The sequence below is a fragment of the Flagellatimonas centrodinii genome (assembly GCF_016918765.2).
GTDB classification, from domain to species: domain Bacteria; phylum Pseudomonadota; class Gammaproteobacteria; order Nevskiales; family Nevskiaceae; genus Polycyclovorans; species Polycyclovorans centrodinii.
Genome location: NZ_CP092104.1, coordinates 2,255,564 through 2,279,173 on the forward strand (window position 1 = coordinate 2,255,564; position 23,610 = coordinate 2,279,173).

A 23,610-nucleotide genomic window follows, 5' to 3' on the forward strand; every position below is an offset into this window, starting at 1 on the left:
CCGGAGTTCAGGATCAACATGGATGCGCCCGCACAAGGAGAGGCTGTCGTTCCCGCATGTTGGATGCCCATTCAAAGCGCTTGCCCCGATTCGCCCTGGCACTGGCAGGACTGGTCCTGCTGATCGGTGCTGGGTCGGTGGTTGCGGTCGAGCCCAACCGGCCGAGCGACGATTCGGTGGTGCTGCTCACCGTGCCCGCCTCCGATGACCCCGACGAGGTGGCGCTGCGGCGACTCCGGGCCGCGCGTGACCGCGCGCCGGAATCGGTCGAGGCGGCTACCGCCTTCGCCCGCAAGGCCATCGAGATCGGTCGTCAGCGCGGCGAGCCCCGCTACATGGGCTATGCCGAAGCTGCGCTGGCGCCTTGGCGGGGCGACCGGGCGCCGGTCGAGGTGCAGGTCCTGCGGGCGACCCTGGCGCAGCACCGACATGCCTTTGATCAGGCTCTGGGCATCCTGGATGCGGTGCTCACGGCCGAGCCGGACCATGCCCAGGCGCGACTGACCCGGGCAGTGATACACACCGTGCAGGGGCGCCCGCAGCAGGCGCTGCGCGACTGCGCCGGCCTGCTCGGGCGGGTCAGCCCGTTGGTGCTTGCCACCTGCGTCGCCAGCGCCAGCCGTTTGCAGCCGGCATCGGCCACCGTCCGCACCCTGCTGGATCGCGAACTGTCGCGCGCCGACAACGCGCCGGCATCAGAACGGATCTGGGCGCTGACCGTGCGTGCCGAGTTGGCGGTGCAAGTGGCTGATGCGGCCGCCGATACGGCGTTTCGCATGGCCTTGGCCGAGACGCCGGCTGCGACGCCGGATCCCTATCTGCTCTATGCCTACGCCGATTTCCTGTTGGCGAACGGGCAGGTCAGGGCGGCCCACGCGCTGCTGGCGCCGCACGCCAGCCTAGACGGCGCCGAACTGCGACTGGCCATTGCCGAAGCCCGGTGGCCGCAGGCCGATGCCGATATGGCGGCTGCGTTGGCACGACGGGTGGAGCGCATCCGGTCGCGCGTCGAAGAGACGCGATTGCGCGGCGAGGCGCCGCACCTGCGGGAGCTGGCGCGGTTCCATCTGGATGTCATGGCGAATCCGGGTGCGGCTCTGGCGGTGGCGCAGGACAACTGGCAGACCCAGCGCGAGCCGGACGACGCCCTGTTGCTGTTGCGGGCGGCGGCGGCAGTCGGCGATCGCGAGGCCGCAGCTCCGGTGCGTGCCTGGATGAACGCCACCGGTATCGACGATGTGCGGCTGCAGGCGGCCGTCACCCGGCTGGAGTCCCGATGAGCCGCCGTCTGATCAGTCTGCTGGTCCTTGCCTTGCTGACTGGGCCGGTCGCGGCCCACGCCCCCAGTGACAGCTACCTGCGGTTGGCCGTGGAAGGTGCCACGGTCGAAGGCCGCTGGGACGTCGCCCTACGCGACCTCGACTACGCCCTGCGCCTGGATGCCGATGGCGATGGCGCCATCACCTGGGGCGAAGTGCGTCAGCGCGAAACCGAGATAACGGCCCTGCTGCGCAGCCGCCTGGCCGTGGAGGCCGATACGCAGCGCTGCACGCTCGACGTCGCGCCGCTGGCGGTGGTGCAGCTTAACGACGGTCCTTACCTCAGCCTGCCGTTACAGGGCCAGTGCGCGACCGTGCCGCAACGACTGACGCTGCGCTACGGCCTGTTCTTCGAGCTGGACCCCCAACATCGCGGCCTGCTGCAACTGCGCCTGGGGGATCAGACCCGCCTTGGCGTGTTCGCGCCCGACCGTCGCAGTCTCGATTTCGAGGCCGGTGTCCTGTCCCCCGGGCGCGCTTTTCGCCAGTACTTCCGCGAAGGTCTGTTTCACATCGCCATCGGTCTTGATCACCTGCTGTTTCTGGCCGGCCTGTTGTTGCCGGCCGTGGTCTGGCGTCAGGCTGGCGGCTGGGTGGCGGCGCCCCGCGCCCGGGATGCGCTGGTGGACGTGCTGCGCATCATCACCGCATTCACTGCCGCCCATGCGCTGGCACTGACACTGGCCTCGCTGGGGGTGTTGACGCTGCCCACCCGGCTGACCGAAGCGGCAGTGGCCGCCACCATCGTCTTTGCCGCGATCAACAACCTGTGGCCGATGGTGCGCCGTCGGCTGTGGGTCGTGGCCTTCGGCTTTGGCCTGATTCACGGCGCCGGCTATGCCAGCGTGCTGACCGATCTCGGGGTCTCGTCAACCACGCTGGCGCTGGCGCTGCTCGGTTTCAACCTGGGGGTCGAGGGCATGCAGGTGGCAGCCGCGGCCGTGTTCGTGCCGCTGGCATTCCTGTTGCGCCACCGGCCGTTCTACCAGTGGGGCGTGGTGGCGCTGGGGTCAGCGGTGGTGGCGGCGCTGGGCGGGGTCTGGTTCGTCGAGCGCGCCTTCAATCTGCGGTTCACGTTTTTCTAGGAGCACAACATGCGTGTGGTTTTGATCCTTCTGCTGGCAGCCGTGATCTCGGCCGCAGGTGCGCACGGCGCTGCCGGCCATCTGGAGGCTGATGCCCGGGCGGTGACCCTGCGCTTCGAGTACAGCGTTGGCGAGCCCATGGCCGACGCCGAAACGGCGGTGTACGACGCCGCCGGGGTTCTGGTACAGCGGGGACGGACCGGGCCGGCCGGCCTGTTCAGTTTTGTTCCGGTTGCGGCCGGCGAATGGCAGGTGTGGGCCGGCGACGGCCTCGGGCACGAGTTGCGCGTGCCGGTCACCGTTGATGCGCGGGGTCAGGCCGCCCTTGAGGGTGGGCCGACGGCGGTCAAGCTGCCGCCGATGCTGCTACTGGGTCTACTGCTGACCAGTGTTGCGCTCAACGGCCTGTTGCTGCTGCGGCTGCGGCGTCGCAGCCCTTCCTGAACAGCGCGGCGGGTCACGCTGCATCCATTACCGTCGCGGCTACGTAACAGCACTGATCCGCTCATGAGGAGCGGTGATCATTTACATCTGGGGATTGCACATCATGAAGAACTTGACCTTGACCCTGACGGCGCTGGCGACCGTCGTTGCCGGGGCGGCCACCTTGACCGCGCAGGCATCGAGCCACCGCGAAGCGCCGTTCATCACCACCGCACCGAAAGTCGACGGCACCGACTTCTACATGTTCCGCAGCTACGAGAGCGGGCGCGACGGCTACATCACGCTGATCGCCAACTACCTGCCGCTGCAGGACAGCTACGGCGGCCCCAACTATTTCACCCTGGACCCCTCGGCCCTGTACGAGATCCACATCGACAACAACGGCGACGCGGTGGAAGACATCACCTTCCAGTTCCGTGCCAGCACCGAGCTCAAGGGCTTCCCGCTGATGGTGGGTGCGCCGGGCGAACAGAAGTCGGTGGCGGTGCCGCTGGCCAATATCGGCGGCATCAGCGCCGGCGACCAGAGCGCCCTCAACGTGGTCGAGACCTATACCGTCAACGTGGTGCGCGGTGACCGCCGCAGCGGCACCCGCCAGGCGGTCACCATGGCCTCCGGTGGCAGCTCCACCTTCAGCAAGCCGACCGACAACATCGGCAACAAGTCGATTCTCGACTACCCGGCCCTGGCCGCGGCCAACATCCACATGGTCACCATCCCGGGCTGCGGCATGCCGGCCAAGGTGTTTGTCGGCCAGCGGCGCGAAGGCTTTGTCGTCAACCTCGGCGAGACCTTCGACCTCGTCAACATTGCGGCACCGGCAGTGGCGCTCAACCCGAACGCCCGCAGCCTCGAGCAGAACACCATCGGCGACAAGAACGTCACGTCGCTGGCGCTGGAAGTGCCGATCAGCTGCCTCACCAACGGTTCGGAGCCGGTGATCGGTGGCTGGACCACCGCCAGCCTGCGTCAGGGCCGCGTGCTCAACCCGACGCCGCAGCGTCAGGACACGCTGTCGGCTTCGCCCGACAGCAACATCGGCTCGGCGCTGCAGGGCGGTGCCTGGACCCAGGTGTCGCGTCTCGGTAGCCCGCTGGTCAACGAAGTCGTGATCGGCCTGCCGGACAAGGACCTGTTCAACGCCAGCGAGCCCAAGGATGACGCCCAGTTCGCCGACTACGTCACGCATCCGACCCTGCCGGAGCTGCTGGAAATCCTCTTCGGTGGGGCTGGCGTGACCGCGCCGGATGCCTTCCCGCGGGGCGATCTGGTGGCGGCCTTCCTCACCGGGGTCGGCAGCGTCAACCAGCCGGCCAATGTGGTCGGGGCCGAGATGCTGCGCCTGAACACCGCGCTGCCGGCGACGGCTGCCGGGGCCCAGAACGATCTTGGCGCCCTGCAGTGCTTCGTCAACGGTGAGCTGACGCTGACCAACCCCGGCTGTGACCCGGCCGGCTTCCCCAACGGTCGCCGTCCGATCGATGACGTGGTCGACATCGCGCTGCGGGCCGCCATGGGTGAGCTGTTGCCGCCGTCGGTTGACCCCCGCCCGGCGTCGCAGGCCTCACGCAACTTCGGCTACACCGATGGCGCGCTGCCCAACCCGGCGGACTACAAGACCGTCTTCCCGTATCTGGAAGATCCGATTCCGGGTTCCCCGACCGAGGCCGCTCTGGCCGCGGCCGTGAACTGAGGAGGTCTCATGAACCGACTTCTGAAGCCTTTGGCATTGCCGCTGCTGACGGTGGGTTTGCTCGCCGCCTGTGGTGACAACGACACCTCGGTGATCATCAACCCTGATCCGGACCCGAACCGGCAGAACGTCAGCATCGCCGCGTTTGCCGAGCAGCTGCGCGACAACACGCCGGATGATGCCGAACCGTTCGCCGTCGTGGACGGCGGGTTCACCTTCCTCGACGCTGGCAACAACACCGGCGATCCGGTGATGATCGTCAGCAACTGAGTCTGTGGTGTTTTTTGGCCCCCGCTTCGGCGGGGGCCTTTTTTATGGGCGCTGCGCTCGCCTTCGATCAGCGGGTCGGCGTGAACGATGCAGCCTTACGCTGTGTCGGCCGGTTGCCAATCGCCCCACAGCGCCTGCAGGGCGGCCAGCGTGGCGACGCCGGCGGTTTCGGTTCGCAGAATGCGGGGTCCCAGATGCACTGCGACGAAGCCGGCTGCCTGCGCCCGCCCTGCTTCGGCGCTGCTGAGTCCGCCCTCGGGGCCGATCAACAGGGCAATACCGGCGGTCGGTGCCGGCAGTTGCCGCAGGCTGGTGGTGGCGCCCGGCAGCAGGGTGAGTTTGAGGCGGTCGGCGGGCAGATCGGTCAGCCCCGATTCGAGGTCGGTCACCGGCAGCAGCGGCGGCAGCCGGGTGCGGCCCGACTGCTCGCAGGCGGAGACGATCACGCCCTCCCAATGAAGACGCTTCTTCTCCCAGCGCTCGGCATCCAGCTTGACCACGCTGCGTTCCGACCGCAGCGGCTGGATGCGGGTGACGCCCAGTTCCACCGCCTTCTGCAGGGTGTAGTCCATGCGGTCGCCCTTGGACACACACTGCAGCAACGTGATGTCGAGCGGGGACTCGCGATTGGGCGTGGTGACCGCGCCGAGCTGCAGGTTGCCGCTGCGCTTGCCGATGTCGGTCAGCCGGGCCGGCGCCTCGTGGCCGGCGCCGTCGAACACCGCGACGCTGTCGCCATCGCGCAGCCGCAGTACCTGGACCAGATGCCGGTGGGCCGGCTCCGGCAGCGGCAGCGTCTGGCCCTCGGCCCAGGGGCCGGGCAGGTAGACGCGGCTCATGGCGCGCAGGCCACATCCACGGCGGCGATCAGCACCTCGCACAGGCGTTCGATCTCGCGCGGGCTGATGACGAAGGGCGGCATCAGATACAACGTATTGCCCAGCGGGCGCAGCAGGACACCCTGCTCCAACGCGTACTGGTAGGCCCGCAGGCCGCGGCGTTCCTCGGCCGGGAAGGGTTCGCGCCGTGACGGCGCCTTGGCCATTTCCACGGCGAGAATCATGCCTTGCTGTCGCACTTCGGCCACGTGTGGGTGCTGCCGCAGGCGCGCGGTCTGGGTCCACATCAATTGCCCCAGGCCCCGGTTGATGCTGAGCCAGTCACAGCTCTCGAACACCGCCAGGGTCCCCAGCGCGGTGGCGCAGGCCAGCGGGTTGCCGGTGTAGGAATGCGAGTGCAGGAAGGCCTTGCCGCTGCGGTAGTCGTCGTAGAAAGCGTCGTAGACGGTCTCGGTGGTGAGGGTGACCGCCAGCGGCAGGGTGCCGCCGGTGAGGCCCTTCGACAGGCACATGAAGTCCGGTGCGATATTGGCCCACTCGCAGGCGAACATCTGTCCGGTGCGGCCGAAGCCGGTGGCGATCTCGTCGACGATCAGATGGATGTCCAGCCGGCTGCAGGCCTTGCGCAACAGCTCAAGGTAGATCGGGTGATACATGCGCATGCCGCCCGCGCACTGCACCAGCGGTTCGACGATGACCGCGCAGATTTCCGCCGCGCGTGCCTCCAGCACCGCCAGCGTGTCGCTGAAGCGGCGGCGGCTGTAGTCCTCCCAGCCCTCACCCGGCTGCCGGCCGTGGGGCTGCATCAGGCTGCAGTCCGGTGAGGGCACGGTGATCGGTGTCAGCATCAGCGGCGCATAGGTGTCGCGGTACATTCCGGTATCGCCCACCGCCAGCGCGCCCAGGGTTTCGCCGTGATAGCTGTTGCTGAGGGTGACGAAGCGCTGCTTTTCCGGCCGGCCGATGTTGCGCCAGTAGTGAAAGCTCATCTTCAGCGCCACTTCCACCGCCGCCGAGCCGTTGTCGGCATAGAAGCAGCGGCTGAGGCCCTCGGGGGTCATCGCCACCAGCTTTTCCGACAGCGACACCACCGGCTCGTGGGTGAAGCCGGCCAGCAGCACGTGGTCGAGCGTGTCGAGCTGCCGCTTGAGGTGGTCGACGATCACCGGATGCCGGTGACCGAAGATGTTGGTCCACCAGGAGCTGACGGCATCGAGAATGCGCTGGCCGTCGGGGGTTTCCAACCACACCCCTTCGGCCTTGGCGACCGGCACCAGCGGCAGCCATTCGTGGTCCTGCATCTGGGTGCAGGGGTGCCAGACGACGGCCCGTGAGCGGGCAGCGAGATCCGGCAGGCTCACAGGTCCTTCACCAGCACGATGCTGTTCCGTTGATAGTTGTAGAGCTGCTTCTTGGCGACCGGCAGATCTTCCACGCTGCGTTGCACGAAGCCATGCTCGATGAACCAGTGCGGCGAATGGGTGGTGAGGCTGAACAGCTGTTTCAGCCCCAGCCGCCGGGCCTCCAGTTCCACCCGCTTCAGCAGCGCCGCGGCGCGGCCGGCGCGCCGGTAGTCGGGGTGCACCGCGACGCAGGCGAACTCGCCGATGCCGGCATCCAGTATCGGCAGCAGGGCACAGCAGGCGATGACCATGCCGTCACGGACGATGACGTTGAAGTGGCCGATCTCCAGTTCCAGTTGTTCGCGCGAGCGCGGCACCAGCACGCCACTGGCTTCCAGTGGCTGGATCAGCTGCAGCACGCCGCCAACATCCTCGATGGTCGCGTCGCGGGTAGCTTCGTAGTCGTCGTCGGCGTACAGCATCAGGCCGACACCGTCGCGGGTGTAAAGCTCCCGCAGCAGCACGCCGTCGGCGTCTTCGCCGATCAGATGGATGCGTTTCACGCCGCGCCGCCCGGAGCGGATGGCGGCATGGAGGATGCCGCGATCGTCGGGCGATACATGATCGGCATCGGCCAGCAGCGCCTCGGCTTCCGCCAGCGACAATTGGCCAACATCCCCGGCGTCTTCCGCCAGTCGCCAGCCGCGCGGGTCCGACGGCAGCACGAACACCAGTTTGTCGGCGCCCAGCGCGGTGGCGGTGGCGGTGGCCACGTCCTCGGCGCGCAGGTTGAAGATCTCGCCCGTGGGCGAATAGCCGACCGGCGACAGCAGGGCGATGCGGTCCTTGTCGAGCACGTCACGCAGCGTGTCGACATCCACCCGCCGCACTTCACCGGTGAATTGGTGGTCGATGCCGCCGCGTACGCCGACCGGCCGCGCCGTCACCCAGTTGCCGCTGCTGACCCGCAGCCGCGCCCCGCCCATCGGCGTGCTCGCCAGACCGGTCGACAGCCGCGCCTCGATCTCCATCCGCAAGCTGCCGACGGCTGCCTTCACGCATTCCAGCGCGGCGCGATCTGTCACCCGCAGATCGCCCTGGTACAGCGGTGCCAGACCCTGCGCACTCATGCGGGCGTCGATCTGCGGCCGCGCACCATGCACCAGCACCAGTTTCACGCCGAGGCTGTGCAGCAGGGCGACGTCATAGAGGAAGGCATCGAAATCCGGGCGGCAGGCCGCCTCGCCGCCAAAGGCGATGACGAAGACCTTGCCGTGGTGCGCATGTGCATACGGCGCGGCGGCCCGCAGGGCGGCAATGAAGGCGCTGTGATCCATGCCGCGCAGTATACGGCGCGCCCATGGCAGGGGCCCCGTATGGGGGGTGAGCCCCCGATCTGGGGGGCGCTGACAGTGGCGTCGGATTCCTATGGTCGGGTCGTGCTGCGGCGGGTGGTCCGCCGTGGACGACCGAGATCGACAACAAGGGAATCACCATGAAACTGAAAACCTGGATGCTGCTGCCGTTGGCCCTCACGCTGGCAGCCTGTAGCGACAATGACGACAACGGTGGTGGTGGCAGCGCCATTGCCGGCGTCGGCGGCGCGACCAACTGCACGGTGACGGTGCCGATGAGCGTGACCGGCGAACTGACGCCGATGTATAGCTGGGATGTGCCGGACAGCGATGACGGTGTGTTCAACCTGTCGGTGATCCGGGTGGAGAACATCGAGTTCCTGTCGTCGAACCCGCAGGCCTGTGTACCGTCGTCGGCGGGCGGTTCGGTCGACGAGCGTTGCGAGATTGCCTATGCCCGTAGTTCCGGGCCCGACTTGAGCAACCCCGAGGTTCCGCAGAACACCGTCACGTCGCCGGTCATGCACGGCGCCGCAGGTAGTGGCATCAGCATCATCGCGCTGACCCAGGAATCACCACTGGAAAATGGCGTCGAGTACCAGGCCTCGGTGGTCCGCGCGCTCGACAACAACTCGGCCCAGGCCTGCGGTTGCATGCGCTTTACCGCCGGCACGGCCGCGAGCAGCGATACCCTTTGCGGTAGTTGATCACACGACGGGTAACACGGGCCCGGGTGGCGGCAACGCCCCCGGGCTTTTTTTGTGGCCTCACGCCACGCCCATCAGCCATTCACTGAGATGGTGCAACGGCCCGATGCTGGCGAGCACTGCGCCCACCAGGGCGAGGGCGAACAACGCCAGGCTGCCGCCGGCATGGGCCGGTTCCGAGGGCGGCTGCAGCAGCCGACGAATGCGGTCCTGCAGATTGCCGTCGGCGAAGGCGACCTGGCCTTCAGCCGGTGCCGGTTGCAGCAGGCGCTGCACGTCGATGAGGGTTTCCGCCACCCGTCGAGGACTGCTGATGGCGACGGCCGCGAGGTCGGCATTGTGTTCGCTGGCCTGATAGAGATCGGCCAGCACCGCCCGGCTCTGCGGCCACAGCCGGGCGAGGCCGGCCAACAGATGGCGCAGGGGGTCTCGCCGCTGCTGGTGCGCGCTTTCGTGCGCCAGCACGATGGCCACCGCGTCATCCGCCAGCTGCCTGACCAGACCCTGGGTCAGCCACACCTGCGGGCGCAGCAGGCCGGTGGTAAGGGCCAGGGGCTGTGGATGGTCGATCAGGCCATGCGAAGGCGTCGTGATGTGACGGGCATGACCGCCCAGGTCTCGCAGCGCGGCACGGTTGCGCAGCACTGGCTGTAGCCGGCGGCGTACGTGCAAGACCAACAGCAGCAGGGTGAGCAGGCCCAGCCCGGCCATCGCAGGCGGGGCCAGTGCCGCGGGCGTGTGATCGCTGCAGCCGGTGCCGGCGTGGCAGTGGGCGGTGACCAGCCAGGGTTCCAGGCCCGGGGTCGCTACCAGCACCGTCAGCAGCAGGGCGAGGCCGGCCGGCAGCAGCGCCAGGGTCATCAGCACCCGCGCTGCGCGGTGGGGCGCCAGGCGCAGCACGGACGGGCGGATCAACGGGTAGAGCAGGTTCGCCAGGCCTTCCAGCAACACCCACAGCAGGCCAGCGAGCAGTAGGTTGACGGCGAGGCTGGTGGGGTCAGTCATCGCCAGGGCCCGCGCCGCGTTGGCGTTCGATCCAGGCTTCCAGCGTCTGCAGGGTGGCCTCGTCCACCGGCTGCGCGACGTCGACAAACCCGGTGGCTGCGGATGGCTGGCGCAGTGAGGCCACCAGTTCCGCCACCAGGCTGGCCGTGAGGTGATCGCGGCTGACCGCCGGGCGGTAGCGGAAGGCGCGGCCGGCCTTTTCGCGCATGAGCAACTGCTTGCGCACCAGCCGTTCCAGGGTGGACTGCACGGTACTGAGCGACAGCTCGCGCTCGGCGGCCAGCTGCTCGTGCGTGGACTGGGCGCAGGCGAGCCCGGAGGCCCACAGGTGTTCCAGCACGCGGCGCTCAAGGTCGCCGAGGGCGGGCATTCTGCGGGAGTGACCTCGAAGTGTCATGACGGGATTCTTGAGGGTGATGGACAGGCTGTCAAAAACCGATCTGTTCTCGGTGTTCGAGGTGTCGGGTACGGTGTCACGCAACAAATACGAATGCTGGGGTAGAACAGATGCGGGGAGTCTTGGGTGGCGTGTTGGCGGGCTGGGCGACGATGGCACTGGCGGGCGGGGTGCCGGCGACGCCGATGGAGACCATTACCGTTGATGGCACGCGGCAACCGGGAGCGGCGATTTCGGCGTCCGAGGGCCTGGTCACGGGCGCCCAGTTGGAGGCGCGGCCGGTGACCCGGGTGGCGGAACTGCTGGAGTTCATCCCCGGCATGATCGCCACCCAGCACAGCGGTGAGGGCAAGGCCAACCAGTACTTCCTGCGCGGCTTCAACCTCGACCATGGCACCGACTTCGCCAGTTTCGTCGACGGCATGCCGGTGAACATGCGCTCGCACGGGCATGGGCAGGGCTATTCCGACCTCAACTTCCTGATTCCCGAACTGGTGCATTCGCTGGCCTACCGCAAGGGGCCGTATTACGCCGACGTGGGCGACTTCTCCGCCGCCGGCAGTGCCGATTTCATTCTGCAGCGACAGCTGGATGCGCCAACCCTGAGCCTGACCGCCGGCGAGAACGGCTTCGTCCGCAGCCTGGCGGCCGGCAGCACCGCCGCCGCCGATGGCCATTTCACCCTCGCCGCCGATGTCACCCGCTATGACGGCCCCTGGGTGCTGGACCAGGACCTGTCGGCCTTGAAATGGCTGGGCCGCTACAGCCGCGGCAGCTTTGCCGATGGCTTCGACATCACCCTGATGGGCTACGACAGCCAGTGGGATGCCACCGACCAGATCCCCGCCCGCGCGGTGGCGGATGGCCGCATTGATCGTCTGGGCTTCATCGACCCCACCGTCGGCGGCGACAGCTCGCGCTACAGCCTGTCGTTCAACCTGCGGCGGCCGGCGGGCGAGGGGCATTGGGCACTGTCCGGCTACGCCATCGACTACGCGCTGGACCTGTTTTCCAACTTCACTTACTTCCTCGAAGACCCGGTCAACGGCGACCAGTTCGAGCAGCTGGACGAGCGCCGCATCTATGGCCTGAGTGGCCTGCGTCAATGGCCCCTGCCGGGCGCGCTGCCGGGCAGCATCGAGCTGGGCGCCGAACTGCGGCACGACGCCATCTCCGACGTCGGCCTGTTCCGTACCCAGGCGCGTCAGCGCTTGGCAACCATTCGCCGGGATCAGATCGACGAAACCAGCCTCGGTGCCTATGCCCAGGTGCGGCTGCTGCCCACCGAACGCCTGCGCGTGGTGGCCGGGCTGCGGGTGGATGGCTATCGCTTCGACGTGGACGCCGACCAGCCCGAGAACGGCGGCCGTGCCGATGACCATATCGTGTCGCCCAAGCTCAGCCTCAGCTATGACGTGGCGGCCCCGCTGACGGTGTTTCTCAACGCCGGCCGCGGCTTCCACAGCAATGATGCCCGCGGCACCACCATCACCGTCGACCCGGCGGCCCCGGTGCCGACGCCGGTCGATGCGGTTGAACCCCTGGTCGCCGCCGATGCCGTGGACCTCGGCATGGTCGCCCGCCTCAGTCCCACCGTGCAGCTCTCCGCCACCCTGTGGGGGCTGAAGCTGGACTCCGAACTGGTGTACGTCGGCGATGCCGGTGCCACCGAGGCCTCGGACGCCAGCGAGCGCTACGGCGTGGAAGTGGCAGCTTACCTCACGCCCCTGCCGTGGCTGATCCTCGATATCGACTACGCCTGGTCGCACGCCCGCTTCGACATCAGCGACCCGGCCGACCGCATCCCCGGTGCGGTGGAGCAGGTGGCCTCGGTCGGCCTCACCATGACCGATCGCGGCCGGCTGTCCGGCGGTCTGCGCGTGCGCTACCTCGGCTCGGCGCCGCTGATCGAGGACAACAGCGCCCGCTCCGAGGCCACCACCGTGGTCAACCTGCAGGCGGCCTACCAGCTCACCCCGCAGTTCTCGCTGGGCGCCGGTGTGTTCAACCTGCTCGACAGCGAGGACAACGACATCACCTATTTCTACGCCTCGCGCCTGCCCGGCGAACCGGCCAACGGCATCGAGGACGTGCATTTCCATCCGGTGGAGCCGCGCCAGTTCCGCGCCACCCTGCGCTACCGCTGGGGCGGCTAGGGCAGACCACATCCGGTTGGGTTGCGCCGGCTTGGGGGCGCTGGCATGGTTCAGGCATAGCGGTACGGGCGCGGATCGGTAGAGACCCGCACCCACCGTCGAACAGGCACAAGGAAAGCGCCGATGTCGAACCTGGATCGTGTCATCCCCCTCGGAGCGGCCCTCTGCGGCATCGCCATGGTGGTGTTGTCGGTGTGGATGCTCACACGCTATCCCGCCACCGCCGAGCTGACCGACGGCTACCGCACCCCGGTCCTCGCCTTCGAGTTCGCCCAAACGCCCGCTGACCTGGCCTTCATGACCGGCGACAGCGACAGCGCCGTCCGCCACCGCGCCGCCATGGCCGCCGGCCAACAGCTCGACACCGCCTTCCCCGTCGCCTACGCCGGCCTCATCGTCTTTCTCCTGCTGGGCCAGGCCCGCCGCGGCCGCAAACTGGCCTGGGCCGGCGCGCTCATCGGCATCCTCATCGTCCCCGCCGACTGGCACGAAAACGCCGTCATGGCCGCCGTGCTCAATGCCCTGTCTGCCGGAGATCCCGTCGAACCCCTGCTGCCCGCGCTATGGACCGCCACCTGGCTCAAGTGGGGGGCCATTGCGGTCGCCATGGCAACGCTGGGGTTGGGGGCGCTGCGTGAGCGCCAGCGCATTAGCGGCGGTTTGGCACTGCTGGCCGCGATTCTGATTGCCGCCACGGCTGCGCTGGGTGCGCCGGGATGGTTGGCGGAAGGAATGATGGTGGGTTTGTCGCTGAGTTTGTTGGGGTTGGCAGTGGGGGCGGGGCTGCAGTTGCGTGGGAAAAGACTTGATAGCGCACTGAAAGGTTGAGGAAAAAGTATGAGAACAAACTTTGGCAGAGTCCCGGAGTTATGTAGCGCGCGGCATTATTCGATAGTGATGCGCGCTATCTAATCACTGTTGGGCCTCATAGGAGATTGAAGTGCCACAACAAGGCCAAATATTTCGAGCTTTAATCGCATCACCAAGCGATTGCGCTCTAGAAAGAAAAATAATCCCCGAAGTGATTAGCGTGTGGAATGCCGTTCACTCTATTGATAGAGGCGCTATCGTTGAGCCGGTTTTGTGGGAGTCACATTCAAGGCCGGAATTTGGTGATCGGCCTCAAGCACTTATAAATCGGCAGTTGGTAGAAAACTGCGATCTGGTAATCGGAGCTTTTTGGACTAGGCTTGGCACTCCCACTGGGGAATCTGAGTCGGGGACTGCGGAAGAAATTGAGCAGTTCCGTACCAATGGGAAACCTGTTTTGCTCTATTTCTCCTCGGCGCCTGCAGTGCCCGAAAGCATAGATCCAGATCAATACAAAGCATTGGTCGAATATAGGAAGGGACTCGTCGATTCAGGTTTGTATTCAACTTATGAATCTGCCGCAGATTTTCGCGAACAATTTCAACGTCATTTTGCCGCTCATATGATCGAGTTACTGGCGAAATTTGGCGGGGGAACTCGCTCCGGGGAAATACAGGCCGAAGGTGAGGTGCCGGAGCAAGTGCAACAGTTGTCTGAATTTATCAGCCAATATGAGGCATTTCTAAGAAAGCTCGACGCTGAATGGGAGGCTGAACGCGACAGCGAGCCGCACGGAACGCACGATGGGAAATACATTTTGGATCGTGCGGCTGATGAAGTAGTTCACTTCAAGAGCATGATTACAAATGATAGTTCTGGAGTATCTGCTGAATTTGGCGATGTTCTGAAAAAATTGCGTGGACTACAGCGCCACCAAACATATATGGATGGGGGAGTTTCATTCAATGAATTTTGGAAATCGGGAGATGAAGTTATTGCGTCTCTCAAGTCGGCTGCGTCCAAACTGCACGGTTTGCTTGCTGAGGCCCAACAAATCGTTGCAGCGGACATTTGACCCGCACCCATTTTTGCTGCCGCAAAAAAGGGCGTCGCCTCAAATGCCGCTGAACTCAGGCGTTAGGCGCTATGAAGCCAGAAATTAAAGCGTGGATCGCTGCTGCCCAGAGGTTGCCCGCAAATGGCAGGGAGCAGTATCAGCTCATCAAGGTGTTTCACACCCTCCTAGCCTTTATTCATGAAATGGAGTGGACCGGGGCTTGTCACGCCACGACGGCGGTCATGACCATGCTTTTAAGAGAGCATGGTGTCTCAGCTGATCCATATCTCGGTGAATGCTCGATTGGGCCGGCAGCTTTTGATCATTCGTGGGTGGAGGTTCGTGGTCAAATTTATGATGTGGCGATATCCAACCCCTTGAAGTCCGAGTGGCGTAGTGCACCAGTTTTCGCCGGAAAATCACTCGGAAGCCAAGAGTCTTCGGAGGTCAAATACGGCGTTACGTCTGGACACGGGTTAGATCCACAAGCTCAGTTCATAAAAGACACGCCGTTTGCTCAATACATGGATGGCTTTCCCAATCATCCCCAGGGCCTGTGGGGCGTGGCCAAAGATGTCGGAAAGCGTTGCGGCATGAAGCTGAACGTTGAAAAGCTTAGAAAAAAGCATTCAGAGGTGCGTTGGCATGCGCGCGCCTAACGAATAATTGGGGTCAGACCACAATTTATTGTAATTCTCGTGATTAATTGTGGTCTGTCCCTTATTGTTATACGCAAAATGGGCGCCGCCTCAAACGTCCCTGAGCTCAAGCGTTAAACATCAAAGGGAGATATGACTATGGACGAAAATAAAGCATCAAGATTGAATAGATTATGGGCAGTATTAGTTGACTGCTTGATAATCCTCCCTCCATCAATGGTCATAGGGTGGGGCTTAGGTGTGTTTGATTATGATGACCCTTCAATGGCTCCAATTCATATTATGCTAATAACGGCGATTGCCAGTTTCTTTATATATTTCGCAATAAACTGGAATAATTTAAAGCAAGGGCAAACTTGGGGCAAGCGAGCTCTAAATATAAAAATTGTTGGGCCTGACGGTGATCCCCTTCCCATAAAAGATCTATTACTCAAGCGTTACTTATTCCAATATGGAATTGCCTATATACCAGTGATTGGTGGGTTACTATCAATGGTCGACTCGCTGTTTATTTTTGGTGGCTCTAAGCAATGCTTACATGACAAGGTTGCAAATACTAATGTGGTCAATGTTTAACAAGGCCAAGAATAATCTGGGACACGATACGATAATCGGGGACAGACCACGATTAAGTACGGCGTGACCGCCCGCACGGCCACTTGTTAAGGAGACGTCGATGGAACTGCCGCCCATTCTGATGCTGCTGGCATCGGCCATCGTCCTGTGCCTGGGCAGTGCGCACCTGCTCTACACGTTCCGGGGCGCCAAGCTGTTGCCCCGTGACCCGCAGGCGATCGACGCCATGAAGGCCTCGACCTTGGGTATCACGAAAGACACCACGGTCTGGAAGGCGTGGATCGGGTTCAATGCCAGCCACAGCATGGGGGCGATGCTGTTCGGGCTGGTCTTCGGCTATCTGGCCGTTGTGTCTCCCGCCCTCCTGTTTGGCTCGCTGTTTCTGCAGGGCATCGGGTTCGCCATGCTGCTGGGGTTTCTCGCGCTTGGGTGGCTGTACTGGTTCAGCGTTCCTTTTACCGGCATCGCCGTGGCTACGGCGTTCTACGTAGCGAGCATCGGGTGGGTGCAGCTGGCAAGTTGAGGCTCGCAGCGCATCCCGTTCAGGTTTGCGCAGGTTGATTAGGTTGTGGCGACGACCATGATCGATGTGAGCGCTCGTGGCGGCTTGTGGTCTACCCTCAACGGACAACAGGCGAAAGGCGTCAGTAGGGAGTCGAGATGACACAGTTGCAAGATGTGCGCGGCATGTTCGTGACCGTGACCGGGTCTCAAGCTCGTTGCCGGGTGGCGTGAGATGACGGACGCCATCGGCATTCGGCGGGCCGGCGCCGAGGATATCGCCGCGCTGGCGCCCCTCTTTGACGCGTACCGGGTGTTCTACGGCAAGCCCAGCGACCTCGCGGTTGCGCGAGCCTTTCTGACCGAACGACTCCAACGTGAGGAGTCGGTGATTTTTCTGGCGGAAGACGGCGAGGGAACTGCATTGGGGTTCACGCAGCTGTATCCCGGCTTCTCGTCGGTGTCGGTGGCCAGGACGTTGACGCTCAACGACCTGTTCGTTCAGCCCGCGGCGCGTCGTCGCGGGGTGGCGAAGCAGCTTCTGGCGGCCGCCGCCGCGCATGGGCGGGCGATCGGAGCGGTGCGGCTGAGCCTGTCGACGGCCATCAGCAATGCATCCGCCCAGGCCTTGTATGGGGCGGAGGGCTGGGTGCGCGATACCCAGTTCCTGACCTACAGTTTGGCGTTGGACGTCTGATCCGATGCATCCGATTCCGCTCCCGATCAAAAGCGATTAACGTGCCGGCAGCCCGTTCACCCTGAGGCCCCTGCCATGACCACGATCTGCACCTGTCCCTGCGGTTCGGAGCGCGTTGAGATCACCGGCGCGCCGGTGATGCGCTTCATCTGCCATTGCCGCATCTGCCAGCAGGTCTACGGCCAGCCGTTCGCGGACATCGTGGCGGTGCGTTCGTCGCAGGTGGTGAAGCGGCTCAGCCCGAACCTCCGCTTCGGCAAGCACCGGCCACCGCCGGCCGTGAACCGTGGCGTGTGTGCAGCCTGCAACAAGCCGGTGGTGGCGTTTCTGCCGCTGGCGCCGATGCTCGGTCTGGCTTTCGTGCCCGCGGCCAACTTCCCAGGCTCGGCAGCGCTGCCGGCGCCCGCGCTGCATTCGTTCTACGATCGCCGGGTCGGCGACGTCGACGATGCCTTGCCGAAGGTGAGCGGCTACTGGGCCAGCCAGTGGGCGGTGTCCAGCCGGTTCATGCGGTCGCTGGTTGGCCGGCGGCGCACGGCAGCGACGTGATCGCTGACTGTCTTGCCCGGCTGCCGGCCAGCGATACCTTCAGTGCGCTGGCGGCGTTCGACGAGGACGGCGCGGTTGTTGGCGGCCTGGCCGCCTATGTGCTGCCGACCGGTTCTTGACGCCCTTCAATCGCGAGCCCGTTGTGAAACAGAACGCAGAATCTCTCCAAGGCATGAAGTCGGTCAGGCCGATCCCCGTGCTGACCGCGTACACCACACCCGTTGCGCGCAGCCTCGAGAAGGCCGGCATCCCGGTGCTGCTGGTCGGGGACACGGTGGGGATGGTGGAGATGGGGTTCAGCAGTACCCGCGAGGTGACGCTCGCGCATCTCGAGTATCACGTTGGCGCGGTCAGGCGCGGCGCGCCGGACACGCACATCATCGGCGATCTCCCCTACAACACGGATACCGATCCGGCGACGGCGCTGGATAGCGCCCGGCGTCTGCTCGATGCCGGGGCCGACAGCGTCAAGCTCGAAGGACCGAAGTACGCGGTCATTCGGCACCTGGTTGCACACAACATCGCGGTCGTCGGCCACACCGGGCTGACGCCACAAACGGCGCGCAACTTCAAGCAGGTGGGGCGCGACGCAGAGGATGCTGAGCGGGTGCTCGGCGAGGCGATGGCGCTCGCGGCGGCGGGCGCCTTCATGGTCGTGCTCGAGCACATCCCCGACACCCTGGCGGCGACGATCACGCGGTCCATCCAGGTGCCGACCATCGGCATCGGAGCAGGGCCGGCATGCGATGGGCAGGTGCTGGTGATCAACGACGCCATCGGGCTGGGGGAAAGCTGGCCGCCGTTCTCGCGTCAGTACGCTTACGTTGGTGAGGCGATCACTGCGGCAGCCGCAGCCTTCGCCCACCAGGTTGAAGACCGAAGCTTCTGATCCCGCTCCGCAGTCAGGTACACCACAGCCAGAAACCATGAGCCCCGACGAACTCAAGGCCCTGTTCGACCAACAGGCTGCCCACTACGACGCCCAGTGGGCGAAGACCCAACCGATCCGAAGCTGCTTGCACCTGTTGGTGGATGCGGCCTTTGCCGAGTTGCCGGCAGACGCCCGCATTCTTTGTGTCGGTGCCGGTACCGGGGCGGAGCTGGCGCACCTGGCGCAGCGCAACCCGGGCTGGCAGTTCACCGCGGTGGAGCCCTCCGGTGCGATGTTGCAGGTGTGCCGCGAGGCAGCCAAGCGCGCGGGGTTTGCATCGCGCTGCCGGTTTCATGAGGGCTATCTCGACACGCTGCCCACCGCCGCGCCGTTTGATGCCGCCACCTGCTTTCTGGTGTCACAGTTCATCCTCGACGCGGCGGAACGGACGGCGTTCTTCCAGGGCATTGCCGACCGGCTCAAGCCGGGTGGGGTGCTGGCCAGCTCGGACCTGGCGTCGGATGTGACCTCGCCGGAATACGAGGTGCTGCTGCGGGCATGGATGAACATGATGGCGGCAGCAGACCTGTCGCCCGAGGCCGTTGACCGGATGCGCAAGGCCTACGCCCAGGATGTCGGCGTGCTACCCCCGCAGCAGGTGGCCGCCATGATCGCTGCCGGCGGTTTCGAGAAGCCGGTGCCGTTCTTCCAGGCCGGATTGATTCACGGCTGGTGGTCGACGCGCCGCTGAAGCTGACTGCCGGGTGCGGCGCGACGGCCCGGCTCACCCAAACCGCTTTCGTCGTTCGGACAATGCGGCCTGTACGCCGTCCTCCGCCACCTTGGCGAAAAAGCTGACGAAGGTTTCGCTCTGGTGGAACACGGCGTCGAGTTCCGCCGCCTGGTCCCCGGAGGCGAACAGGCCCATGTTCTCGTAGAAGCGGCCGGTGGCCTGTTTGAGAATGGCGAGGTTGTTGGCCGGGGTACGGGCGACGTCGGCGGCCAGCGCCTCCACCGTGGCGTCCAGTTGGTCCAGCGGGACCACCTGGTTGACCAGGCCCAGCCGCTCGGCCTCGGCGGCACTGAACAGGCGGCCGGTGTAGAGAAACTCGCGCGCCTTGCGCAGGCCGATCAGCAGCGGCCAGAGAAAGACCGTCGGCGGGATGCCGAGGTCGCGGCCGGCGGGGTGGCCGAACCTGGCAGTGTCGGCGGCCACCACCAGGTCGCACATGGCGATCAGCTCGCCGCCACCCGACAGGCACAGCCCCTGCACCTGTGCGATCAGGGGCTTGGGGAATTTCCACAGCGTCCACCAGTATTCCAGCAGGCCCTTGATGTCCTCGCGATCCCGATCGAGGTTGAGCTTGCCCTTCAGCGCAATCGGGTTCTGCGACAGGATCCAGTCGCTGCCGTCGAGGTCGTAACCGGTGGTGAAGGCCTTGCCGGTGGCCTTGAGCACCACCACTGAGACGCGGTCGTCGAATCGCACCGACGCCAGTGCCGCTTTCAGGTCCGCCAGAAAGCTGGCGGTCATCGCGTTCATCTTCGCTTCGCGATTGAAGGTGATGGTGAAGATGCTGTCGTGCCGCGCAGTCAGCAGGTTGGGATCGGCCATGGGCGGCGGTTCCGGTGCGGGTGGTGACGCCGACGGTAGACGCCCCCCGGCACCACGACACCCCGCGTTCAGACGATGGTGCCGCCGTCGCCGGGGTGTCGCGGGGGCGCCACGGCATCATGCTGGTGGCACAGTGTGGCCACCTCCTCGCGCAGGATCGCCGCCAGCCGCTGCGCCCCCGGGCCGGCGGCATCGCCGTAGGTGACGACGAGGTAGAGGTCGCTGTAGCGCTCGGCGCCTTCCACCAGCGGCAGTGGCACCAGGGTGCCGTGATCGAGTTCTTCGCGGATGGTGTTCTCGGCATACCAGGCGAAGCCGAGCCCCAGGGTGGCGGCGCGGATCGAGGTGGCTTTCGAGGTGACGGTCCAGCGTTGTTCGGCGCCCGGCCAGATGCCGCCGCGGGTGCGCTGGCTGCCGGAGTCGCGCACCACCAGATGCCGATGCTGACGCAGGTCGTCCGGTGTCAGCGGGCGGCCCAGGCGGTGCAGGGGATGATCGGGGGCGGCGGCGCAGACGAAGCCGACGCGCATCAGCGGGTCGAGCAGGAAGCCTGGCGGCATGCGCGAGGCGATGGCGAGATCGACGCGGCCTTCGAGCACCGCTTCGTCGGTGCCGCCCAGGACGGTTTCGTGCAGTTCGATGCGGGTGTCGGGATGCTCGCGTGCGAAGCGGTCGAGACACTGCAACAGCAACCAGGTGGGGAAGATCACCTCCACCGCCAGGCGCAGCTCCGGTTCCTGCCCCTGGGCCAGGGTGGCGGCCGCGCGTTCGACCCGCGCGGCCTCGTCCAGCAGGCTGCGGCCGCGGCGGTACAGCACCTGGCCGGCCGCCGTGAGCTGCGCCTTGCGACCCTGCAGGGTGAATACCTCGACACCCAACAGGGATTCCAGCTTCTTCACCGCATAGCTGAGGGTGGACTGGGTCTTGTTGAGGGCCTCGGCAGCCTGGGCATAGCCGCCGGCATCGACCACGGCGACGAGGGCGCGCCATTGCTCAAGGCTGATTCTGGGGGTCGACATTATCGAAATAATAGATATTTATTGCCGAAATAATCCGCTTTTATATCGATCAATGCAATTGTTTAATGGCAGCACGGTTTCACTTATCGGAGATTCGCCATGACCACCCTGCTGCAGATCACCACCAGCCTGTTTTCCGAGGAAGGCCAGTCGTCGAAGCTGGCCCAGAACTTCGTCGCCACCTGGCAGGCCCGGCATCCGGACGGCCACGTGGTGGTGCGCGACCTCGCCGCCAACCCTCTGCCGCACCTCACGGCCGAGCGCTTCCAGGCGTTTCTCGCCAAGCCGGACGACCGTAGCCCGGCGCAGCGGGCCATCGTCGCCGAAAGTGATGCGCTGATCGCCGAGCTGCGGGCGGCCGATGCGGTGGTGCTGGGACTGCCGATGTACAACTTCGGCATCCCGTCGACCCTGAAGGCCTACATTGACCATATCGCCCGTGCCGGCGTCACCTTCCGCTACACCGCCAACGGCCCCGAGGGCCTGCTGGCCGACCGCAAGCTGACGGTGCTGGCAGCCCGCGGCGGGCAGTATCTCGGCACGCCGAAGGACACCCAGAGCGGGTACGTTCGCGACTTCTTCAACTTCATCGGTATCCGCGATATTGATTTCATCTATGCCGAAGGGCTGGCAGTGGGCGAGGAGGCCCGACGCGCGGCCCTGGACGCGGCGCATCAGCGCATCGATGCGCTGGCGGCCTGACACCTTCTCTACGATTGGACCACGGGAGTTCGTCATGAATACACGTCACCTGCAGCGGGTCATCCCCGGCGTCGACACCTCCGACGGCGCTGGCGTGCGCCTGCGGCGCAGCGTCGGCGCCACGCCCGGCCTGCGGCTGGACCCCTTCCTGATGCTGGATCAGTTCGGCACCGACAATCCGGATGACTACATCGCCGGCTTTCCGCCGCATCCGCACCGGGGCTTCGAAACCGTCACCTACATGATTGACGGCCACATGCGCCACGAGGATCACCTTGGCAACATCGGGGAACTCAAGAGCGGTGGCGTGCAGTGGATGACCGCCGGGCGCGGGGTGATCCACTCGGAAATGCCGCAGCAGGCGGCGGGGCGGATGCGAGGCTTCCAGTTGTGGATCAACCTGCCGGCACGCGACAAACTGCAGCCGGCGGCGTATCGGGATATTCCCGCTGATCAGATTCCGACCGTGCCGTTGGCCGGTGACGGTTACCTCAAGGTGATTGCCGGCCAGGCGACGCACGCAGGTGAAACGCGTTCCGGGCCGGTCAACCCGACGCCGGGCGCGATGGCCACCGATCCGCTGTTCCTCGACCTGCGGCTGGCGCCCGGCACCGTGTTTCAGCATGCGGTGACGGCCGGTCACAACGCCCTGCTGTACGTTTATGAGGGCAGCCTGCTGGTGGGCCAGGGTGACGCCGTCCGCGAACTGCCGACCCATGCTGCCGGCGTGCTGTCGGACGGCGATACGGTCACCATCACCGCCGGCGCTGAGGGTGGTCGCTACATCCTCATTGCTGGCCGCCCACTGGGCGAACCGGTGGTGCAGTACGGCCCGTTCGTGATGAACACCCGCGAGGAAATCGAGCAGGCGCTGGACGACTATCGCAACGGACGGCTGGTGGCCTGACCGGCGCACGCTGCGGTGTAGCATGTGGGGCACCATCGTCCTGATGCGTGCCCCCAATGCCCGACCCCCACCAGCACTTCGAAATCGCGACCACCGTCTGCGCTTCGCCGGACCAGGTCTGGGCGTGGATCACGGACTTCCACTGCATTCGTCGCGAGATGATGCCGGTGATGCGCATGACCGTCCCGCGCGACTTTGCCGGCCTGTCGCCGGAGACGGTGGTGCCGGGACAGCGGTTGTTTCGCAGCTGGATCTTTCTCGGCGGGCTGCTGCCGTTTGACTGGTCCGACCTGACGCTGGAGACCCTCGCTCCAGGGGAGGGGTTCGTCGAGCGCTCACCCATGGCCTCGATGCGCCACTGGCAGCACCGGCGCTGGATCACGCCGGCGGGCCGGGGCTCCACCATCACGGACACCCTGACGTTCGCACCGCGATTCGCGACGCCGCTGGCGAGTGCGTTCGTCAAGGCCTTCTTTCGTCATCGCCATCGGCGCTTGCGCCGTTTTCTCGGCTCGCCCGATTCGCGGTGACGGCGTACCCCAGCTGGGGCATGACGTGAGGGGGCGCCCCCATCACACTGTCTCGTGCCAATGATCGAAGGACGGACCATGAGCGTGAGAATGTCGGCACCATACCTGTTGCTGTTCGTGATGTCCGGGATGATGCCGGCCTGGGCCGATGATGCTGCGGCCGTCGCTGCCGCCGCCGCCTGCGACCGGATGCAAGCCTGTGCGATGGAGCAGGTGCAAACCATGCCACCCGAATATCGGGCGATGATGGAAGCCAACCTCAATCATCTCTGTGACGCGCTGCCCTGGGCGCAGTATCAGACGGCGACCGGGGTCAGCGGCACGCTGCGCAAACCCTTCATTGCCTGCATGGACAGCATCGCCAATGCCAGCTGTGCCGACCTGGACGCCGACGAGAGCTCGCCGGCCTGTCAGGACCTGCAGCAGCGGGCGGATGCCTATCACGGAACCGTCGACGAATAAGGCGGCCAGGCTGCCGGCGGCGGGGGGCGCGCATATACTGCG

The 23,610-nt window shown here is 65.5% G+C and carries 28 protein-coding genes; 21 read left to right on the forward strand and 7 right to left on the reverse strand.

The genetic code is table 11. From position 1 onward, the window contains the following. Positions 1 to 80: 80 nt before the first annotated feature. The 5 genes from JN531_RS10540 (at position 81) to JN531_RS10560 (ending at position 4,811) form a co-directional block, all read left to right on the forward strand. Positions 81 to 1,280, forward strand: coding sequence for a hypothetical protein (locus tag JN531_RS10540; RefSeq protein ID WP_228348826.1), 1,200 nt, complete (start codon positions 81 to 83; stop codon positions 1,278 to 1,280). Next, positions 1,277 to 2,404 carry a HupE/UreJ family protein gene (locus JN531_RS10545; RefSeq protein ID WP_228348827.1) on the forward strand — a complete coding sequence of 376 codons (1,128 nt, stop codon included), beginning with the start codon at positions 1,277 to 1,279 and terminating at the stop codon, positions 2,402 to 2,404. The genes JN531_RS10540 and JN531_RS10545 overlap by 4 nt, the downstream gene beginning before the upstream one ends. A gap of 9 nt (positions 2,405 to 2,413) precedes the next feature. Further along, entirely contained in the window at positions 2,414 to 2,848 is a 435-nt protein-coding gene (locus tag JN531_RS10550; protein WP_228348828.1) for a hypothetical protein, read from the forward strand. Between the two features lie 103 nt (positions 2,849 to 2,951). Then, positions 2,952 to 4,541, forward strand: a complete 1,590-nt coding sequence (locus JN531_RS10555) for a DUF4331 domain-containing protein (RefSeq protein ID WP_228348829.1) — start codon at positions 2,952 to 2,954, stop codon at positions 4,539 to 4,541. Between the two features lie 9 nt (positions 4,542 to 4,550). Beyond that, positions 4,551 to 4,811, forward strand: a complete 261-nt coding sequence (locus JN531_RS10560; RefSeq protein WP_228348830.1) for a hypothetical protein — start codon at positions 4,551 to 4,553, stop codon at positions 4,809 to 4,811. 95 nt (positions 4,812 to 4,906) lie between these two features. On the opposite strand, the gene JN531_RS10565 is transcribed toward JN531_RS10560, so the two are convergent. From JN531_RS10565 to argA, 3 genes are read right to left on the reverse strand one after another with little or no spacing between them, the layout of a single operon-like run. Continuing rightward, complete coding sequence (locus tag JN531_RS10565) at positions 4,907 to 5,650, reverse strand: 16S rRNA (uracil(1498)-N(3))-methyltransferase (RefSeq protein ID WP_228348831.1); 744 nt, start codon at positions 5,648 to 5,650, stop codon at positions 4,907 to 4,909. Next, positions 5,647 to 7,011, reverse strand: coding sequence for an adenosylmethionine--8-amino-7-oxononanoate transaminase (locus JN531_RS10570; RefSeq protein WP_228348832.1), 1,365 nt, complete (start codon positions 7,009 to 7,011; stop codon positions 5,647 to 5,649). The genes JN531_RS10565 and JN531_RS10570 overlap by 4 nt, the downstream gene beginning before the upstream one ends. Continuing rightward, positions 7,008 to 8,330: an amino-acid N-acetyltransferase gene (gene argA, locus JN531_RS10575; RefSeq protein WP_228348833.1), complete on the reverse strand. Its 1,323-nt coding sequence runs from the start codon at positions 8,328 to 8,330 to the stop codon at positions 7,008 to 7,010. The genes JN531_RS10570 and argA overlap by 4 nt, the downstream gene beginning before the upstream one ends. Before the next feature lie 158 nt (positions 8,331 to 8,488). On the opposite strand from argA, the gene JN531_RS10580 reads away from it, so the two are divergent. Continuing rightward, positions 8,489 to 9,055, forward strand: a complete 567-nt coding sequence (locus JN531_RS10580) for a hypothetical protein (RefSeq protein ID WP_228348834.1) — start codon at positions 8,489 to 8,491, stop codon at positions 9,053 to 9,055. Between the two features lie 60 nt (positions 9,056 to 9,115). Here the strand turns inward: JN531_RS10580 and JN531_RS10585 are convergent, their stop codons facing one another. Continuing rightward, entirely contained in the window at positions 9,116 to 10,060 is a 945-nt protein-coding gene (locus tag JN531_RS10585; RefSeq protein WP_228348835.1) for a M56 family metallopeptidase, read from the reverse strand. Beyond that, positions 10,053 to 10,430: a BlaI/MecI/CopY family transcriptional regulator gene (locus JN531_RS10590; protein WP_228348836.1), complete on the reverse strand. Its 378-nt coding sequence runs from the start codon at positions 10,428 to 10,430 to the stop codon at positions 10,053 to 10,055. Before JN531_RS10590 ends, JN531_RS10585 begins: the two co-directional genes overlap by 8 nt. A 137-nt stretch (positions 10,431 to 10,567) precedes the next feature. On the opposite strand from JN531_RS10590, the gene JN531_RS10595 reads away from it, so the two are divergent. The 11 genes from JN531_RS10595 to JN531_RS10645 all read left to right on the forward strand — a co-directional run bounded on the left by JN531_RS10595 (position 10,568) and on the right by JN531_RS10645 (position 19,084). Further along, a complete protein-coding gene (locus JN531_RS10595) occupies positions 10,568 to 12,613 on the forward strand; it encodes a TonB-dependent receptor (protein ID WP_228348837.1) in 2,046 nt (681 codons plus the stop codon). Positions 12,614 to 12,736: 123 nt separating this feature from the next. Continuing rightward, complete coding sequence (locus JN531_RS10600; RefSeq protein WP_228348838.1) at positions 12,737 to 13,441, forward strand: hypothetical protein; 705 nt, start codon at positions 12,737 to 12,739, stop codon at positions 13,439 to 13,441. A gap of 112 nt (positions 13,442 to 13,553) precedes the next feature. After that, a complete protein-coding gene (locus tag JN531_RS10605; RefSeq protein ID WP_228348839.1) occupies positions 13,554 to 14,498 on the forward strand; it encodes a DUF4062 domain-containing protein in 945 nt (314 codons plus the stop codon). 71 nt (positions 14,499 to 14,569) lie between these two features. Beyond that, a complete protein-coding gene (locus JN531_RS10610; RefSeq protein WP_228348840.1) occupies positions 14,570 to 15,139 on the forward strand; it encodes a hypothetical protein in 570 nt (189 codons plus the stop codon). A 138-nt stretch (positions 15,140 to 15,277) separates the two neighbouring features. Beyond that, the gene (locus tag JN531_RS10615; protein WP_228348841.1) at positions 15,278 to 15,715 is read left to right on the forward strand and encodes an RDD family protein; all 438 of its coding nucleotides are present in this window, start codon (positions 15,278 to 15,280) and stop codon (positions 15,713 to 15,715) included. A gap of 100 nt (positions 15,716 to 15,815) precedes the next feature. Then, on the forward strand, positions 15,816 to 16,238 hold the full coding sequence (locus tag JN531_RS10620) for an LIC_13387 family protein (RefSeq protein ID WP_228348842.1): 423 nt from the start codon (positions 15,816 to 15,818) through the stop codon (positions 16,236 to 16,238). A gap of 213 nt (positions 16,239 to 16,451) precedes the next feature. After that, on the forward strand, positions 16,452 to 16,913 hold the full coding sequence (locus JN531_RS10625; RefSeq protein WP_228348843.1) for a GNAT family N-acetyltransferase: 462 nt from the start codon (positions 16,452 to 16,454) through the stop codon (positions 16,911 to 16,913). Positions 16,914 to 16,988: 75 nt separating this feature from the next. Continuing rightward, entirely contained in the window at positions 16,989 to 17,462 is a 474-nt protein-coding gene (locus JN531_RS10630) for a GFA family protein (protein WP_228348844.1), read from the forward strand. Next, positions 17,459 to 17,581: a hypothetical protein gene (locus JN531_RS17335; RefSeq protein WP_275591452.1), complete on the forward strand. Its 123-nt coding sequence runs from the start codon at positions 17,459 to 17,461 to the stop codon at positions 17,579 to 17,581. The genes JN531_RS10630 and JN531_RS17335 overlap by 4 nt, the downstream gene beginning before the upstream one ends. Before the next feature lie 23 nt (positions 17,582 to 17,604). Then, on the forward strand, positions 17,605 to 18,351 hold the full coding sequence (gene panB / locus JN531_RS10640) for a 3-methyl-2-oxobutanoate hydroxymethyltransferase (RefSeq protein ID WP_366522429.1): 747 nt from the start codon (positions 17,605 to 17,607) through the stop codon (positions 18,349 to 18,351). A 37-nt stretch (positions 18,352 to 18,388) separates the two neighbouring features. Then, a complete protein-coding gene (locus JN531_RS10645; protein WP_228348846.1) occupies positions 18,389 to 19,084 on the forward strand; it encodes a class I SAM-dependent methyltransferase in 696 nt (231 codons plus the stop codon). 33 nt (positions 19,085 to 19,117) lie between these two features. Here the strand turns inward: JN531_RS10645 and JN531_RS10650 are convergent, their stop codons facing one another. Next, positions 19,118 to 19,948 carry an enoyl-CoA hydratase/isomerase family protein gene (locus tag JN531_RS10650; RefSeq protein WP_228348847.1) on the reverse strand — a complete coding sequence of 277 codons (831 nt, stop codon included), beginning with the start codon at positions 19,946 to 19,948 and terminating at the stop codon, positions 19,118 to 19,120. Positions 19,949 to 20,016: 68 nt separating this feature from the next. Then, on the reverse strand, positions 20,017 to 20,967 hold the full coding sequence (locus JN531_RS10655) for a LysR family transcriptional regulator (protein ID WP_228348848.1): 951 nt from the start codon (positions 20,965 to 20,967) through the stop codon (positions 20,017 to 20,019). Between the two features lie 99 nt (positions 20,968 to 21,066). On the opposite strand from JN531_RS10655, the gene JN531_RS10660 reads away from it, so the two are divergent. The 4 genes from JN531_RS10660 (at position 21,067) to JN531_RS10675 (ending at position 23,568) form a co-directional block, all read left to right on the forward strand. Further along, positions 21,067 to 21,669, forward strand: coding sequence for an FMN-dependent NADH-azoreductase (locus tag JN531_RS10660; protein ID WP_228348849.1), 603 nt, complete (start codon positions 21,067 to 21,069; stop codon positions 21,667 to 21,669). 34 nt (positions 21,670 to 21,703) lie between these two features. Next, the gene (locus JN531_RS10665; protein WP_228348850.1) at positions 21,704 to 22,576 is read left to right on the forward strand and encodes a pirin family protein; all 873 of its coding nucleotides are present in this window, start codon (positions 21,704 to 21,706) and stop codon (positions 22,574 to 22,576) included. A 56-nt stretch (positions 22,577 to 22,632) separates the two neighbouring features. Beyond that, positions 22,633 to 23,106: an Rv1443c family protein gene (locus tag JN531_RS10670; protein ID WP_228348851.1), complete on the forward strand. Its 474-nt coding sequence runs from the start codon at positions 22,633 to 22,635 to the stop codon at positions 23,104 to 23,106. Between the two features lie 90 nt (positions 23,107 to 23,196). Next, positions 23,197 to 23,568, forward strand: coding sequence for a hypothetical protein (locus tag JN531_RS10675; RefSeq protein WP_228348852.1), 372 nt, complete (start codon positions 23,197 to 23,199; stop codon positions 23,566 to 23,568). Positions 23,569 to 23,610 lie beyond the last annotated feature (42 nt).